Source organism: Streptomyces sp. LBL, from assembly GCF_029893585.1.
In the GTDB taxonomy this organism is placed as follows: Bacteria; Actinomycetota; Actinomycetes; order Streptomycetales; family Streptomycetaceae; genus Streptomyces.
Genome location: NZ_JARXYX010000020.1, coordinates 114,536 through 131,119, shown reverse-complemented (window position 1 = coordinate 131,119; position 16,584 = coordinate 114,536). Strand labels below are relative to the sequence as shown.

14 protein-coding genes are annotated in these 16,584 nt (G+C 70.5%); 6 read left to right on the top strand and 8 right to left on the bottom strand.

Annotation, left to right across the window (positions count from 1 at the left end; all coding sequences use genetic code 11):
- Positions 1–117: 117 nt before the first annotated feature.
- The gene (locus M2271_RS24230) at positions 118–687 is read left to right on the top strand and encodes a dienelactone hydrolase family protein (RefSeq protein WP_280889416.1); all 570 of its coding nucleotides are present in this window, start codon (positions 118–120) and stop codon (positions 685–687) included.
- Between the two features lie 14 nt (positions 688–701).
- Here the strand turns inward: M2271_RS24230 and M2271_RS24225 are convergent, their stop codons facing one another.
- From M2271_RS24225 to M2271_RS24210, 4 genes are all read right to left on the bottom strand, one after another.
- Positions 702–2,372, bottom strand: coding sequence for an alkaline phosphatase D family protein (locus tag M2271_RS24225; protein WP_280889415.1), 1,671 nt, complete (start codon positions 2,370–2,372; stop codon positions 702–704).
- Between the two features lie 93 nt (positions 2,373–2,465).
- On the bottom strand, positions 2,466–3,308 hold the full coding sequence (locus M2271_RS24220; RefSeq protein WP_280889414.1) for a thioredoxin domain-containing protein: 843 nt from the start codon (positions 3,306–3,308) through the stop codon (positions 2,466–2,468).
- Positions 3,309–3,418: 110 nt separating this feature from the next.
- Positions 3,419–4,117, bottom strand: a complete 699-nt coding sequence (locus M2271_RS24215; RefSeq protein WP_280889413.1) for a hypothetical protein — start codon at positions 4,115–4,117, stop codon at positions 3,419–3,421.
- A gap of 78 nt (positions 4,118–4,195) precedes the next feature.
- Complete coding sequence (locus M2271_RS24210) at positions 4,196–5,536, bottom strand: DUF2252 domain-containing protein (protein ID WP_280889412.1); 1,341 nt, start codon at positions 5,534–5,536, stop codon at positions 4,196–4,198.
- 311 nt (positions 5,537–5,847) lie between these two features.
- Between M2271_RS24210 and dnaE the strand changes: the two genes are divergently transcribed.
- Positions 5,848–9,387, top strand: a complete 3,540-nt coding sequence (gene dnaE / locus M2271_RS24205; protein ID WP_280889411.1) for a DNA polymerase III subunit alpha — start codon at positions 5,848–5,850, stop codon at positions 9,385–9,387.
- A 117-nt stretch (positions 9,388–9,504) separates the two neighbouring features.
- Here the strand turns inward: dnaE and M2271_RS24200 are convergent, their stop codons facing one another.
- Positions 9,505–9,669, bottom strand: a complete 165-nt coding sequence (locus M2271_RS24200) for a hypothetical protein (RefSeq protein ID WP_280889410.1) — start codon at positions 9,667–9,669, stop codon at positions 9,505–9,507.
- A gap of 220 nt (positions 9,670–9,889) precedes the next feature.
- Here M2271_RS24200 and M2271_RS24195 point away from each other — a divergent pair, with 220 nt between their 5' ends.
- The 4 genes from M2271_RS24195 to M2271_RS24180 all read left to right on the top strand — a co-directional run bounded on the left by M2271_RS24195 (position 9,890) and on the right by M2271_RS24180 (position 13,882).
- Positions 9,890–11,110 carry an NYN domain-containing protein gene (locus tag M2271_RS24195; RefSeq protein WP_280889409.1) on the top strand — a complete coding sequence of 407 codons (1,221 nt, stop codon included), beginning with the start codon at positions 9,890–9,892 and terminating at the stop codon, positions 11,108–11,110.
- Between the two features lie 145 nt (positions 11,111–11,255).
- Positions 11,256–12,230, top strand: a complete 975-nt coding sequence (locus M2271_RS24190) for an ABC transporter ATP-binding protein (RefSeq protein WP_280889466.1) — start codon at positions 11,256–11,258, stop codon at positions 12,228–12,230.
- Between the two features lie 82 nt (positions 12,231–12,312).
- The gene (locus tag M2271_RS24185) at positions 12,313–13,134 is read left to right on the top strand and encodes an ABC transporter permease (RefSeq protein ID WP_280889408.1); all 822 of its coding nucleotides are present in this window, start codon (positions 12,313–12,315) and stop codon (positions 13,132–13,134) included.
- A gap of 34 nt (positions 13,135–13,168) precedes the next feature.
- Positions 13,169–13,882, top strand: coding sequence for an AAA family ATPase (locus M2271_RS24180; RefSeq protein ID WP_280889407.1), 714 nt, complete (start codon positions 13,169–13,171; stop codon positions 13,880–13,882).
- 260 nt (positions 13,883–14,142) lie between these two features.
- Here M2271_RS24180 and ybaK read toward each other — a convergent pair whose 3' ends face one another.
- From ybaK to M2271_RS24165, 3 genes are read right to left on the bottom strand one after another with little or no spacing between them, the layout of a single operon-like run.
- On the bottom strand, positions 14,143–14,646 hold the full coding sequence (gene ybaK / locus M2271_RS24175) for a Cys-tRNA(Pro) deacylase (protein WP_280889406.1): 504 nt from the start codon (positions 14,644–14,646) through the stop codon (positions 14,143–14,145).
- Between the two features lie 37 nt (positions 14,647–14,683).
- On the bottom strand, positions 14,684–15,424 hold the full coding sequence (locus M2271_RS24170) for an LON peptidase substrate-binding domain-containing protein (protein ID WP_280889405.1): 741 nt from the start codon (positions 15,422–15,424) through the stop codon (positions 14,684–14,686).
- A gap of 11 nt (positions 15,425–15,435) precedes the next feature.
- A complete protein-coding gene (locus M2271_RS24165; protein ID WP_280889404.1) occupies positions 15,436–16,470 on the bottom strand; it encodes a hypothetical protein in 1,035 nt (344 codons plus the stop codon).
- Positions 16,471–16,584 lie beyond the last annotated feature (114 nt).

Here is a 16,584-nt window from a genome sequence, read left to right as displayed (position 1 = left end):
CTTCGAACGTAACCGGCCACGGGCGTTCATGAACATGTGACTTCCGACCCGTTGTGGGTAGGGCCGCTGTCCCCCGCCGGGCGCCGCGTTGTCGTACCCGGCTGGCACCATGGCCTCATGAACATCGTGCTTTTCCATTCGACCTTCGGCCTGAGGCCCGCCGTGCGGGCGGCGGCGGACCGGTTGCACGCAGCCGGACACAAGGTGTGGACGCCGGACCTCTTCGAGGGGCGTACCTTCGACACGGTCGAGGAAGGCATGGAGTTCAACCAGACGATCGGCAAGGACGCACTGCTCAAGCGGGCCGTGCTGGCCGCCGCGCCCTACTCGGAGCGCGGACTCGTGTACGCCGGGTTCTCGCTCGGCGCCTCCGTCGCGCAGACCCTCGCCCTGGGCGACGCGAAGGCCCGCGGACTGCTGCTTCTGCACGGCACCTCGGACCTCGCGGCCAACGCCACCGTGGACGAACTGCCCGTGCAACTGCATGTCGCCGAGCCGGACCCCTTCGAGACCGACGACTGGCTGAGCGCCTGGTACCTCCAGATGGGCAGAGCGGGAGCCGACGTCGAGATCTACCGTTACGCCGGGGCCGGTCACCTCTACACCGACCCCGACCTGCCGGACTACGACGAGGAGGCCGCCGAGGCGACCTGGCGGGTGGCGCTCGGTTTCCTCGACAGCCTGTGAGCCGCGAGCCGCGACTACACGGGGTCGTACGTCCGTTCCACCTTCTGCGTGCCGGAGCGCGTGCGGTACGAACGGGCCCAGGAGGAGGTCGCGTCAGGCTTCGTGCGGTCGGACAGGACGTAGTAGTCCATCTGCGCGCGGTCGGCGGTGATGTCGAGGACGCCGTAGCCGTGACGGTCGGTGTCGACCCAGTGGACGTGCCGGTTGGCGGCCCTGATGATCGGCGCGGCGACCGCGGAGATGGTGCCCTCGGGGGCCTTGACGATGTCGTCGAGGTTGTCGGAGGTCACCGAGGTGACCACGAACTCCGTGGCGGCCGAGGCGGACAGCGGGTAGGTCCCGGCGTCCACCGGCACGTCGTTGGCCCACGCCATGTGGATGTCGCCGGTCAGGAACACGGTGTTGCGGATGGCGTTCGAACGCAGGTGGGCCAGCAGTTCCCGGCGGTCGTCCGTGTAGCCGTCCCACTGGTCGGTGTTGAGGCCGAGACCCTCCTTCGGCAGGCCCAGCAGCTCGGCGAGCGGCCCCAGGAGGTCCGCGGTGAGTGAGCCGATCGCGAACGGCGAGATCATCACGGAGTTGCCGACCAGCCGCCAGGTGGTGTCGGACCTCGTCAGCCCGGCCTTCAGCCAGTCGAGTTGGGCGCGGCCGGTGAGCGTACGGTCCGGGTCGTCGACCGAGCCGTTGCCGACGCCGACCTGCTGCGAGCGGAAGGAGCGCAGGTCGAGCAGCGATAGGTCGGCGAGCCTGCCGAAGCGCAGACGGCGGTAGGTGGTGCCCGCGACCGCGGTGCGCACCGGCATCCACTCGAAGTAGGCCTGCTTGGCGGCGGCCTGGCGGGCCGCCCAGGCGCCCTCGGTGCCCTCGGTGTGGTTCTCGGCCCCGCCCGACCAGGCGTCGTTGGCGAACTCGTGGTCGTCCCAGATCGCGATGACGGGCGCGGTCGCGTGCAGGGCCTGAAGGTCAGGGTCGGTCTTGTACCGGCCGTGCCGGATGCGGTAGTCGGCGAGCGTGAGGATCTCGTGGGTCGGCGCGTGCTGCCGTATGACGGCGTCGCGGGTGCCGTACGCGCCGGTGGCGTACTCGTAGATGTAGTCACCCAGGTGCAGCCAGGCGTCCAGGTCGCCGCGGGCCGCGAGATGGCGGTACGACGAGAAGTAGCCGGCCTCCCAGTTGGCGCAGGAGACCACGCCGAAGCGCAGGCCCGAGACGCTCGCGTCGGCGGCCGGTGCGGTGCGGGTACGGGCGGCCGGGGAGTCGGCGGGGCCGGCCGAGAAGCGGAACCAGTAGTCGGTCGCGGGCTCCAGGCCGCGCACGTCCGCCTTCACCGTGTGGTCCGAGACGGCGGTGGCGGTGACCGAGCCCTTGGCCACGATGTCGGTCAGCGCCTTGTCCCTGGCGACGATCCAGTCGACCGGGGTGTCCGGGCCGAGCCCGGAGCCGGGTGTCGCCTGGGCGGTGGGCGTCACTCGGGTCCACAGCAGGATGCCGTCGGGCAGCGGGTCCCCGGAGGCGACGCCGTGCAGGAAGACGGGCACGTCGGCGGCGGCCCGCGCGGGCAGGGCGGCGGCCTGTGGACCGGCCAGCACGGCGGTGGCGGCCGCGGCCTTGACGACCGTACGGCGGCGCGGCGACAGGGCGTTGGCGGAGTCGGTGCTCTCGGATGATCTGTATCGACTGGTCACGGCCGATCAGGTTACTGATCGGTACGGGCGAGGGCGGGCGAAACGTGAAAAGTTCGCCCGCCCTTCACGCGGAGGCCGGATTCCGGGACGGCGTCAGCCCTTGAGAGCCGCGTCCACCACCCTGTTGAAGTCGGCCACCGTCATGGGCGGGTTGCCCTGGCTGTCGGTGGTGAGCTTCTTGCCGTCCATGACGAAGGTCGGGGTGCCGGTCACGCCTTCCTTGTTGGTGTCGAAGGTCTTCGACATGGCGAGCGCCCAGGCGTCGTACTTGCCGCTCGTGACCGCGTTCTGGAACGTCTTGTTGTTCTTCAGCGCCGGGACGGTGTCGGCGACCTTGATGAGGTAGTCGTCGCTCTTGAACTTGTCGTCGGTCTCCTCGGGGTGCCACTTCGTGGAGTACAGCGCGGTCTTGTACGCCATGAAGGCGTCCGGGCTCACGTTCAGCGCGGAGCCCATGGCGCTCATCGCGTTCTTGGAGCCCTCGCCGTTGCTGCCTATCTTGTTCTTGCCCAGCGAGTCGCCGTCGATGAACGTTCCGCCGATGTACTCGATCTTGAACTTGCCGTCCGCGATGTCCTTCTCGACGGTCGAGCCGACGGTCTGCTCGAACTGGGCGCAGACCGGGCAGCGCGGGTCCTCATAGACCTTGAGGGTCTTCTTGGCGCTGCTCTTGCCGATGACCACGGTCGTGCCGTCGGTCCCCGTGGTGTTGGCCGGGGCGACGACCTTGGCGTCCTTCTGGTCCTCCCAGTAGCTGGGCTTGTTGGACTGGACGACGGCGTAGCCTATGCCGCCGGCGAGGGCCAGCACCGCGACGACCGAACCGGCGACGATGGCCTGCCGCTTGACCTTGTTGCGCTTGGCCTGGCGCTCGCGCTCCTGGCGCAGCCGTTCCCGGGCGGCCGTCTTCGCTGCCTGGCTGTTCCGCTTGCTCATGGTGGTGTTCTCCGTAGGGGACGCGCACAGGACGTGGTCGTGTGCGGGATACGTAGGGGGGCTGACTGGTGCTCAGTTGCTGTTCGGTGCCGCTCGGGCCGAGGCTCGGCTCAGACTCCGGCGAACGCGACCGAGCACGGCGGTCCACGCCGTCCCAGGGAGTGCACGAGAAGCCGCTCGCGCGCGGTGGTGGTACGGCGGACAGGGCGCCGCGCACAGCGGGCGGCGGGAGCTGTCCGGACCGTGACGGCGGCGACCGCGAGCAGCAGCGGCCGGAAGGTGGTCGCGGCCGCCGCCCGCAGCAGCTGGGCCAGCGCCCGCTCGCCGCGGCGCAGCCAGGCGGCCGCGAGCAGGCCGACGCCGAGGTGCGCGCCGAGCAGCAGCCAGGCGGTCGCCGGGTCGGCGTGGGCGAGCAGACCCGCCAGCCGGTCGGTGTCGGTGCCCGTCGCCCGGGCCAGCGGGGCCCCCACCCCAATGCCGTCGCCGCACAGCACGTCGAAGCCGACGGAGCGCAGGGGGCCGGCGACCGGGCCGCCGGCCGCGCCGTAACAGACGTGCTGGCCGGTGGTGAACACCGTGTCGGCGGCCAGCTCCAGCGGGATCAGCAGGGCGGCGATCCGGCCGAAGCCGCGCTCGCGTCCGGCCAGGGCGAAGGCGACGAGGAACACGGCGGCCGCGATCAGGGCCACCGTGTTCAGCGGCAGGGGGACCTGGGACAGCAGCACGTGCGACGCGCTGCTGAGCGTCACGACGAGCGCCGTGAACAGTGCCGCGCGTACGGCTCTGAGCTGGGTCCCGGATATGTCCATAACGGGGAAGAGTCTGTCACGCGGGCCTGTAAGGGACCCCTAAAGGGTCCCTGTGAGGCGTCTGCCGGCAGCGGATCGTCACAGACCCGGAATCCGTCCGTTGCGGAACAGGTCCACGAAGATCTGGTGGTCGGCACGCGCGCGTGCGCCGTAGGCGTGCGCGAAGTCGACGAGCACGCCCGCGAAACCTTCCTCGTCGGCGGCGATCGCCGCGTCGATGGCCCGCTCGGTGGAGAACGGCACCAGGGACTCGCCGGACTGGTCGTCCGCCGCCGCGTGCATGGTGGCGGTGGCCCGGCCCAGGTCGGCGACGACCGCCGCGACCTCCTCCGGGTCGTCGATGTCGCCCCAGTCGAGGTCCACGGCGTACGGCGAGATCTCGGCGACCAGTTGCCCGGCGCCGTCCAGTTCGGTCCAGCCCAGCCACGGGTCGGCGTGCGCCTGGAGGGCGCGCTGGGAGATCACCGTGCGGTGGCCCTCGTGCTGGAAGTAGTCCCGGATCGCCGAGTCCGTGATGTGGCGGGAGACGGCCGGGGTCTGGGCCTGCTTGATGTAGATCACGACGTCGTTCTCCAGGGCGTCGCTGTGGCCCTCCAGGAGGATGTTGTACGACGGCAGACCGGCCGAGCCGATACCGATGCCGCGGCGGCCCACGACGTCCTTCACGCGGTACGAGTCGGGGCGGGCCAGGGAGGTCTCCGGCAGCGTCTCCAGATAGCCGTCGAAGGCCGCGAGGACCTTGTAGCGGGTGGCCGCGTCCAGCTCGATGGAGCCGCCGCCCGGGGCGAAGCGGCGCTCGAAGTCACGGATCTCCGTCATCGACTCCAGCAGACCGAAGCGGGTCAGCGAGCGGGCGTCCCGCAGGGCGTCCAGCAGCGCGCCCTGGGCGGTGTCCAGGGTGAAGGGCGGCACCTCGTCGCTCTTGGCGCCGGTGGCCAGGGCGTGCACGCGCTCTCGGTACGCGCCCGCGTAGATCTGCACCAGCTCGGTGATCTGCTCGTCGCTGAGTGCCTTGGCGTACCCGATGAGGGCGATGGAGGCGGAGAAGCGCTTGAGGTCCCAGGTGAAGGGGCCGACGTACGCCTCGTCGAAGTCGTTGACGTTGAAGATCAGGCGGCCGTTGGCGTCCATGTACGTGCCGAAGTTCTCCGCGTGCAGGTCGCCGTGGATCCACACGCGCGAGGTGCGCTCGTCCAGGTACGGTCCGCCCCGCTTCGAGCCGAAGCCGATATCCCCGGTCAGGTCGTGGTAGAAGAGGCACGCCGTGCCCCGGTAGAACGCGAAGGCCGAGGCCGCCATCTTCCGGAACTTCACGCGGAACGCGGCCGGGTCGGCGGCGAGGAGCTGGCCGAAGGCGGTGTCGAAGACGGCGAGGATCTCCTCGCCGCGGTGCTCCTCGTTGAGCTGCGGGACCGACATCGCTGGGTTCCTCCTGGTGCAGGTGGTGCGTGACATTTTGGGGGCGGATCCTCTGCTCACACCAACGGGCGACCGCCCGCGGGAGTGCCCGCGACCTCGCACGAAAGGTACGAGCGGGGTGCCGCGTTTTCTTCACATGAAGGTACGCGGGGGAGCCCGTCGAGTGTCAGTGCCGAGGCATAGACTTCGACGCTGTCCCCCAGACTGTCCGCAGCCGGTGGGACACCAGTCGACGAATGCCCGCCCGTCGCCCGACCACCGCCCCTCAACGAGGCGCTTCGCGCCACACCTTTCCCTTGGAGGCCGCAGCCGTGTCAAAGCCGCCGTTCACGCACCTGCACGTCCACACCCAGTACTCGCTGCTGGACGGTGCCGCGCGGCTGAAGGACATGTTCAACGCGTGCAACGAGATGGGCATGACCCATATCGCGATGTCCGACCACGGCAACCTGCACGGGGCGTACGACTTCTTCCACACCGCGGAGAAGGCCGGGGTCACACCGATCATCGGGATCGAGGCGTATGTGGCGCCCGAGTCCCGGCGCAACAAGCGCAAGATCCAGTGGGGCCAGCCGCACCAGAAGCGGGACGACGTCTCCGGTTCGGGTGGTTACACCCACAAGACGATCTGGGCGGCGAACGCGAAGGGCCTGCACAACCTCTTCCGGCTGTCCTCGGACGCGTACGCGGAGGGCTGGCTGCAGAAGTGGCCCCGTATGGACAAGGAGACCATCTCCCAGTGGTCCGAGGGGCTCATCGCCTCCACCGGCTGTCCCTCGGGAGAGCTGCAGACCCGGCTGCGGCTGGGCCAGCACGACGAGGCGCTGAAGGCGGCCGCCGACTACCAGGACATCTTCGGCAAGGACCGCTACTTCCTGGAGCTGATGGACCACGGCATCGAGATCGAGCGCCGGGTCCGTGACGGTCTGCTGGACATCGGGCGGAAGCTGGGCATCCCGCCGCTGGTCACCAACGACTCGCACTACACGTACGCGCAGGAGTCGGTCGCGCATGACGCGCTGCTGTGCATCCAGACCGGCAAGAACCTCTCCGACCCGGACCGCTTCAGGTTCGACGGGACGGGCTACTACCTGAAGTCCACGGACGAGATGTACGCCATCGACTCCTCGGACGCCTGGCAGGAGGGGTGCCGCAACACCCTCCTGGTGGCCGAGCAGATCGACACCACGGGCATGTTCGAGAAGCGCGACCTGATGCCCAAGTTCGACATCCCGGAGGGCTACACCGAGGTCAGCTGGTTCAAGGAGGAGGTCCGCCGCGGCATGGAGCGCCGCTTCCCCGGCGGCATCCCCGAGGACCGGCAGAAGCAGGTCGAGTACGAGATGGACGTCATCATCCAGATGGGGTTCCCGGGGTACTTCCTCGTCGTCGCCGACTTCATCATGTGGGCCAAGAACCAGGGCATCGCGGTCGGTCCGGGCCGTGGTTCCGCGGCCGGCTCGATCGTCGCGTACGCGATGGGCATCACCGACCTCGACCCGATCCCGCACGGTCTGATCTTCGAGCGGTTCCTCAACCCCGAGCGCGTCTCCATGCCCGATGTCGACATCGACTTCGACGAGCGTCGGCGCGTCGAGGTGATCAGGTACGTCACGGAGAAGTACGGCGCCGACAAGGTCGCCATGATCGGCACCTACGGCAAGATCAAGGCGAAGAACGCCATCAAGGACTCCGCGCGCGTGCTGGGCTACCCGTACGCCATGGGTGACCGCCTCACCAAGGCGATGCCCGCCGACGTCCTCGGCAAGGGCATCGACCTCAACGGCATCACCGACCCCTCGCACCCGCGCTACAGCGAGGCCGGCGAGATCCGCGCGATGTACGAGAACGAGCCGGACGTCAAGAAGGTCATCGACACCGCCAAGGGCGTCGAGGGTCTGGTCCGGCAGATGGGCGTGCACGCCGCCGGCGTCATCATGTCCAGCGAGCCCATCGTGGACCACGCCCCGATCTGGGTGCGGCACACGGACGGCGTGACCATCACACAGTGGGACTACCCGCAGTGCGAGTCGCTCGGCCTGCTGAAGATGGACTTCCTCGGCCTGCGCAACCTGACGATCATGGACGACGCCGTCAAGATGGTGAAGTCCAACAAGGGCATCGACCTCGACCTGCTCTCGTTGCCGCTCGACGATCCGACGACCTTCGAACTGCTCCAGCGCGGCGAGACCCTCGGCGTCTTCCAGTTCGACGGCGGCCCCATGCGCTCCCTGCTGCGTCTGATGAAGCCCGACAACTTCGAGGACATCTCCGCCGTCTCCGCGCTCTACCGTCCGGGCCCGATGGGCATGGACTCGCACACCAACTACGCGCTCCGCAAGAACAAGCTCCAGGAGATCACCCCGATCCACAAGGAGCTGGAGGAGCCCCTCGAAGAGGTCCTCGCGGTCACCCACGGCCTGATCGTCTACCAGGAGCAGGTGCAGAAGGCCGCCCAGATCATCGCCGGCTACTCGCTCGGCGAGGCCGACATCCTCCGCCGTGTGATGGGCAAGAAGAAGCCCGACGAACTGGCGAAGAACTTCGTCCTCTTCCAGGAGGGCGCCCGCAAGAACGGCTTCAGCGACGAGGCGATCCAGGCCCTGTGGGACGTCCTGGTCCCGTTCGCCGGGTACGCCTTCAACAAGGCCCACTCGGCCGCGTACGGCCTGGTCTCGTACTGGACCGGCTATCTGAAGGCGAACTATCCCGCCGAGTACATGGCCGCGCTGCTGACCTCGGTCAAGGACGACAAGGACAAGTCGGCCGTCTACCTCAACGAGTGTCGGCGCATGGGCATCAAGGTGCTCCCGCCGAACGTCAACGAGTCGGTGCACAACTTCGCCGCGCAGGGCGACGACGTGATCCTCTTCGGCCTCGAAGCGGTCCGCAACGTCGGTACGAACGTGGTCGAGTCGATCATCAAGAGCCGCAAGGCCAAGGGAAAGTACGCCTCCTTCCCCGACTATCTCGACAAGGTCGAGGCGGTCGCGTGCAACAAGCGCACCACGGAGTCGCTGATCAAGGCGGGCGCGTTCGACACCCTGGGGCACACCCGCAAGGGTCTGACCGCGCACTTCGAGCCGATGATCGACAACGTGGTGGCGGTCAAGCGCAAGGAGGCCGAGGGGCAGTTCGACCTCTTCGGCGGCATGGGCGAGGAGGACACCAGCGAGCCCGGCTTCGGCCTCGACGTGGAGTTCACCACCGACGAGTGGGACAAGACCTATCTGCTCGCGCAGGAGCGGGAGATGCTCGGGCTGTACGTCTCCGACCACCCCCTGTTCGGTCTGGAGCACGTGCTGTCCGACAAGGCGGACGCGGGCATCGCCCAGCTCACCGGAGGCGAACACGCCGACGGCGCGGTCGTGACCATCGGCGGGATCATCTCCGGCCTGCAGCGCAAGATGACCAAGCAGGGCAACGCCTGGGCCATCGCCACCGTGGAGGACCTGGCCGGTTCCATCGAGTGCATGTTCTTCCCGGCGACCTACCAGCTGGTGTCGACCCAACTCGTCGAGGACGCCGTGGTGTTCGTCAAGGGGCGCCTCGACAAGCGCGAGGACGTGCCCCGGCTGGTCGCCATGGAACTCCAGGTGCCCGACCTGTCGAACGCCGGCACCAACGCGCCCGTGATCGTCACCATCCCGGCCACCCGGGTCACCCCGCCCATGGTCAGCCGCCTCGGTGAGATCCTCAGCCACCACAAGGGCGAGAGCGAGGTCCGGATCAAGCTCCAGGGGCCGCGCAAGACGACCGTGCTGCGCCTGGACCGGCACCGGGTGAAGCCCGACCCGGCGCTGTTCGGCGACCTGAAGGTGCTGCTGGGACCGGCCTGTCTGGCGGGCTGACACCCGGACTCGGCCCGGCCGTCCGGCGCCCAGGCTCTTGACGTACGCGAGGGGCGCATCCGTATACGGATGCGCCCCTCGGTGCTGCCCGGGTTCCAACAACCCGTCATGCGGACGTCAGTTGTGACCGAAGCGTTTCTGACGCCCCTTGCGGGCCATGTCGCCCGGCGTCGCCTCAGCGGCGTGCTGCTCGGTCTGTGGCTCCATCGAGGACTGCTGGGACACCTGCTGACCACGCTCGGAGCGGTGCTGCTTACGGTCCTGTTTCCTGTTCTTGGCCATGGTGCTGCCTCCTGTGGGGATCTAGGGCCAGGGCCGGGACCAGATTCACATAAGCTGACAGAGCGCGCATGTCGGATAATTACCGTGTGTGACACGGTTCGTCGGGGTGCGATCCCCCGAAACGCCACGCCGAAGATCGAGTTCCGGCCGTTAACCCCCGCGTGGTCGGGCAGACTCGGAGCAAGCCCGAAGCAAACCTCCCGGGAAGAGGGTGAGTCGTGTGGACCGCTGCATCGTCCTGGTGGACGCCGGGTATCTGCTGGGGGCCGCCGCGAGTCTCCTCGCCGGGGAGCCCTCACGGTCCCGCATCACCGTCGATCACGCGGCGCTCATCCAGGGGTTGCGCGAACGAGCCGAGTCCGACACGGAACGGCCGCTGCTGCGCATCTACTGGTTCGACGGCGCCCCCGACCGTGTCCCGCAGCCCGAGCACCGCAGGCTCCGGGTGATGCCCCGGGTCACCGTCCGCCTCGGTGCTCTGACCCGCAGTGACGGCCGTTGGGCGCAGAAGGGCGTGGACGCCGCGATGCACGCCGAGCTGACCGAGCTGGCCCGCAACCGCGCCTGCTCCGACGTCGTCCTGGTGACCGGCGACGGGGACCTGCTGCCGGGCATGATGGCCGCCAAGGAGCACGGGGTCGCCGTACACCTGTGGGCCGTGCAGGCCGCCGACGGGGACTACAACCAGTCCGAGGACCTGGTCGCCGAGGCCGACGAACGGCGCGTCCTGGACCGTACGTGGATCACCAAGGCCGTCCGCGCCAAGGACCTCGGCGGGGTCTGCGCGCCGTCGCCCGCGCCGCGCCCCGAGATCGCCGCGATCCTGTCGGCGCCGCTGCCCGAGTCCTCGCTCTCCTCGGGGACCGAGCGGACGGCCGACGAGAGCGAGCACGCCCCGGCGGCCCCCGCCTCGGAGAACGGCACCGAGCAGCGCATGCCCGCACCCAAGGGCGTACCCACCCCCAAGGACCTGGCCGCCCTGCGCGGTCCCGGGGTCCAGCCCGCCCAGCCCCCCACGTCGGCGACCCTGCGCTGGTCCTCCGACAAGGGCTGGGTCGACCGGCCCGGCACCGCCTCGGAGCCCCCCGAGGTCGCCTCCATGCCGACGCTGGCGCAGCTGACCACGGCGGAGCAGCGATGGGCCGACCGGGAGGAGGACATCACCACGGTCGGCGGGGACCCGTTCGAGGTGGGACAGGTGTTCGCACGGCGGTGGATGGAGCGCCTCGGGGACCAGAGCCACCTGCAGAAACTCTCCGGGATGTACCCGCGCGTCCCGCACCGCATCGACGGCGAGCTGCTGCGCTACGCCGCCCGGTTCGGGCTGCTCGCCCACAAGGACGACCAGATCGACGAGCACGACCGCTACGCCATCCGGGCCGGGTTCTGGCGCGAGATCGACGTGCGGACGGCGGCGGAGCACGCGCCTGCCGGCGAGTGAACCGGGCGGGTGGGTCGGCAACGTTTCCGTCGGCGGTCGTACCCGTCATGGGTCCACCCGGGAGTGGGCCCGGGGCCCCGACCCCGTAGTCTCGTTCCTTGTGAGTACGCGCGCGGCACAGGCACCTCGGCACGGTGGTGATGTCGTGTGCGCCGTGCGCGGGCTGACCAAGACCTATCCGGCGGTACGGGGTCGCCGCGGCGTCCCCGCGACGCCCGAGGTGCAGGCCACCGACGACGTACGGCTGGACATCCGGCGCGGTGAGATCTTCGGGCTGCTCGGGCCGAACGGCGCCGGGAAGACCACCCTCGTCCGGCAGCTGACCGGGCTGATGCGGCCCGACAGCGGGAGCGTGGAGATCCTCGGGCACGACATCGTGCGCCATCCGGAGCGGGCCTCCCGGCTCCTCGCCTACCTGGGGCAGGAGTCCTCCGCCCTCGACGAGCTCACCGTCTCCCTCGCCGCCGAGACCACTGGACGGCTGCGCGGGCTGGACGCGGCGCGGGCGCGGGCCGAGCGGGACGCCGTACTGGACGAGCTGGGCCTCACGCCGCTCGCCGGGCGGGCTCTCAAGAAGCTGTCCGGCGGGCAGCGCCGCCTCGCCTGCCTGGCTGCCGCGCTGGTGGGACAGCGGCAGCTGCTCGTGCTCGACGAGCCGACCACCGGCATGGACCCCGTGGCGCGTCGCGCGGTCTGGGGAGCCGTCGACCGGCGCCGCGCCGAACACGGCGCGACCGTGCTGCTCGTCACCCACAACGTCATCGAGGCCGAGACCGTCCTCGACCGGGTCGCCGTCCTCGACCGGGGCCGGGTGATCGCCTGCGACACCCCCACCGGACTCAAGGAGCAGGTCGCCGGCGAGGTCCGGGTCGACCTGGTGTGGCGCGAGACGGCGCCGCAGCACGTCCCCGAGGTCGCCGTGCTGCGCGACCGGGCCGTGGAGTCCGGGCGCCGCTGGACGCTCAGGCTCGCCCCGGACGAGGCCCGCGCGGTCGTCGCCACCGTCACCGGCGGCGCCGCCTTCGCCGCTCTGGACGACTTCACGCTCGCCATGCCCAGCCTGGAGGACGTGTACCTGGCCCTGGGCGGAGCGGCGCAGCAGGGGCTGGTGAAGGCGTGAGCACGTTGAGTGCCCGGACCGTCACATCCGTAGGGAACAGGACGACTGCCGGAGTGAAACCGAGCGAGGGGAGCCGCACGAGGTGAGTGTCGTACCCGCCGAGGCTCTGCCGGGCAGTGCCCTGATCGTGGACGAGCCGGCCCGGGAAGCCGCCGAGCTCGGCCCCCGCGCCCGGCTGTGGCCCGCGCTGGTGGCCGTGTACCGGGCTCAGCTGTCCCGGGCGCGGGTCGCGCGCATCCCACTGCTGTTCGTGGCGACCTTCCAGTCGATCGGGATCATGATCCTGATGCGTGGGGTCGTGGACGGCGGCGGAGAGGCGCAGGCGGTCGTGGCCGGCTCGTCGGTGCTCGTCGTCGCCTTCGTCGCGCTGAACCTGCTCGCGCAGTACTTCGGCCAGCTGCGGGGCAGCGGAGGGCTCGACCACTACGCCACGCTGCCCGTGCCGCCGGCCGCGGTGGTGCTCGGCGCGGCGGGCGCGTACGCCTCCTTCACCGTGCCGGGGACCGTGGTGACCGCGGTGTTCGGATCCGTGCTGTTCGGCCTCCCCCTGACGCATCTGTGGATCCTCGTCGCCGTCATCCCGCTCGCGGGCGCCGCGCTCGCCGGGCTCGGGGCCGCGCTCGGGCTGCTCGCGCCCCGTCCGGAACTGGCCACGCTGCTCGGCCAGCTCGGTATGTCGGCGGCACTGCTGCTGGGGGTCCTGCCCGCGGACCGGATGCCCGAGGCGGTGCGCTTCGCACGGGACCTGCTGCCGTCGACGTACGGCGTGGAGGCTTTCGCCCGCACGTTCGGGCCGCACCCCGACTGGGCCTACGTGCTCGGTGACCTCGCCGTCTGCGCCGGCGTCGGCGTGGTGTCGCTGGCCGTCGCCACCTGGGCGTACCGCCGGGCGGCCGTCCGGTGAGGCGTCGCACAGACGCGCCTGGCACGATGTCCGGGTGACCGCACCGTTGACGCCTCCTCCACCGCCCCATGAACAGCCGGCGCACCGTGCGTGGCAGGGGCCGCCTCCCGGGTACGTGGCTCCTGAGCCGGACGCGCCGGACGCGTCCTACGGCGCGCACGGTTCGTACGGACAGGATGGGCCCGGGATGAAGACCGAAGTGCGGGAGGCCGCCGTGACCACGGTGGCGGTGGCGCTCGCCGGAGTGCTGCTGGGCCTGCTGTGGTGGTGGCTGTCTCCGCACGTTCCGCTGACGGGCGACGTGGTCGACAAGAGCTGGGTCGTCTACCTCAAGGACACCGAGGGCGAGCAGGCGGTCGGTGTCGACGGAACGTTCACTCTGCTGGCGCTGGCCTTCGGGTTCGTGAGCGCCCTCGCGGTCTTCCTGGTGCGGCGACGCGGGGGAGTGCCACTGGTGGTGGCCCTGGGCGTCGGCGGCCTGCTGGGGTCGTTGCTCGCCTGGCGGCTCGGGGTGTGGCTCGGGCCCGCGCAGGACGTGATCGCCCACGCGAAGTCCGTGGGCAAGGGAGTCACCTTCTCCGCGCCGCTGAAGCTCGGCGCCAAGGGGGCGTTGCTGGCGTGGCCGCTGGTGGCGCTGGTGGTGCATCTGGGGTTGACGGCACTGTTCGGCCCGCGGGACCCGGAGCGGCAGGATCCCTATGAGCAGGGCCCCGACCCGAAGGATCCGTACGGAGCCCCGCTGGAGTGACCCGGCCGACCGGCCTCGGCTGGGCGGGGCGGCTGCCGTGGTGGGAGCCGCCGGCCCTTCTTGACGCGTCATCTGCCGTGGTGGGGGCGGCCGGTCGTCTCCCCGGCAGCCCTTCTTGACGCGCACCTGCGTTTCCGCCCCGTCTTCGACAGGCCTCTTCTGCGGAATCGAGGAAGCCCGACGGTCATCCGGCCTCGGCGGTCATCCGGCCCCGGCGGGCCGGACCGCCGGGCCGACGCCGCCGCCCGGCGGTCGAGGGCTCACGCCCGCCCGACGGGTGCCACCACCGCGTCCGTGAGTTCGGCCAGGTCGTCGGGGGAGAGTTCGACCTCCAGGCCCCGGCGGCCCGCCGAGACGCAGATCGTGGAGTGGGCCGAGGCCGAGGCGTCGAGGACCGTGGGGAGCTTCTTGCGCTGGCCGAGCGGGGAGATGCCGCCGCGCACGTAGCCCGTGGTGCGTTCGGCGAGGGCCGGGTCGGCCATCGTGGCGCGCTTGCCGCCCACCGCCGAGGCCAGCGCCTTGAGGTCCAGTTGGCCCGCCACGGGGACGACGGCGACCGTCAGGGCCCCGTCGACGTCCGCCACCAGCGTCTTGAACACCCGCTCCGGCGAGACGCCCATCGCCTCGGCCGCCTCCTCGCCGTAGGACGGGTGGGAGGGGTCGTGGTCGTAGGAGTGGACCGTGTACGACACCCCCGCGGCCGTCAGGGCCACGGTCGCGGGCGTGCCGCCCGACTGTTGCCGCTTCTTCGCCTTCTTCGCCATCGCGGCCTGATCCCGCCTGTTCCCCGGAGGTCGTACGTCAGTTGAGACTCGTCGGCCCGCGGGTCAGCTCCGACGCGGGCAACGACGGCAGATTACGGATGATCGAGGTCTCCGAGCGAAGGAGTTTCAGCTCGTCGCGCAGCCGGGACGCGGTGTCCGGGGCCTGCAGCAGGCGCTGCTTCGTCGGGATGTCCAACATCATCGCGGCGGCCACCAGAAAGGAGACCACGGACGGTTCGTCCGGCAGCTCCGCCCCGGTCGACAAGGACCGCTCCCGGGCGCCCGCGAGACGCTTCTGGTACTGGCGGAAGGACCGCAGCACCCCCTGGGCCAGCGCCCCGGCCTCGTCGCCCGGCTCCTCCGGCAACTCCTCCAGCTCCGCCGTCAGGAACGGGCCGGAGGCGTCGACGGTCAGCAGGCGCACCCTCGTCGTGCCGGTCGCCAGGACCTCGAAGGTGCCGTCGGTCCGCTCCCGGACGGTCGCCGCGTCCGCGATGCAGCCGACGCCGTGGAACGCCTTGACCGGGTCGTCGCCGAAGCCGGCCGCGGGGCCGCGCTCGGGCACGGCCGTCTGGTCCGGCAGGCCCGGCGCGGTGGATGCCACCTCGTGGCCGTCGCGGATCGCCACGACGGCGAATCGGCGCGATTCGTCCTCGGGGGTCTTCAGCAGCTCGCGCATCATCGCGCGATAGCGCTCCTCGAAGATGTTCAGAGGAAGTACGAGCCCCGGGAACAGGACCGAGTTCAAGGGGAAGAGCGGGAGCCGCACGGTGGTCACGACGCAAGAGCCTAATGGTCGCCGGAGCGGGCACGTCCGCCGTGCTCACTTTGTGGATGGCCGGACGCGGTCCGACGGCGGACCGCGTCACGGATCTCGGCGCGGATCTCCAGGAACCGGGCGAGGGGGTCGTCCGCGAACCGGTCCCAGGGGAAGGAGGTGGCGTACGGGCCGATCAGGCGCAGCTGCTCCTCGGCATCCGTCCAGCGCTCCAGCCGTACCAGCACGTACATCAGCTTGTTGCGGACCTCGGCGGGCCAGGGGTCGGCCGCCGGGAACCCGGCGGAGAGCGCGATCGCCCGGTCGGCGGCCGCGTCCAGCCGCTCGCGCGGTACCTCCCGGCCGCTGCCGTCGGTCAGATACGAGAAGGTCGCCCGGGCCGGCAGCGCCTGGACGAGCGAGTCGGCCGGGGCGTCCTGCGCGGCCCGCTCGGCGAAGTCGAAGCAGGACGGGTGGGAGCCCTGCCAGAAGGAGGCGAGGTAGCGCAGGGCGGCCACATGGCAGCCGTAGTGGTGCGGGGCGCGGCGGACCGCGGCTTCCCACAGCTCTCCGAAGTGCGTGTGCCCGGCCTTCGAGCCGCGCGCGTGGTCCAGCGCGATCCGCCACGGCACCGGATCGCGCAGGTCGCCGTGCGCGGCGGCCGTGATCAGCGGGCCCACCTCGCGCAGCAGTTCCGCGCGTGCCGGTGACGGCCACGCCCGTTCCACCGCGAGCTGGGCGCCGATCAGCAGGGTGTCCGGGTCGTGCGGGGCGACCGTCCGCCAGTTCTCGTACCACTCGTCGCGGGAGCGTGCGAAGGCCGCGAGTCTTCGCGCGTAGCGGTCGCGCATCTCCCAGTCCGCGCTCGTCCGGGTGGCGGCGAGCAGCGCGGCGGCGTGGCCGTACTCGCCCTGGGCGGCCGCGACCAGCGCGCGGCCGAGCCGGTCGTCGGGCACGTCGAGGAGCACCTCGTCGTCGGCGGGCAGCCCGGGGGCGGGGCGCGCGTGGGTCAGGTGCGTCCTGGCCGTACGGATGAAGGGGGGCAGCAGAGCCATGGTGTCGACCATTGAAAGTCCGCAGGTCAATCCTGCGCCAGACAGAAGACGCAACTCGTGGAAAGTTGTACGCCGTAAGGCCAAGGACCGGTAAAAAGGTGACAGTTCAACAACTGGTGCCACACC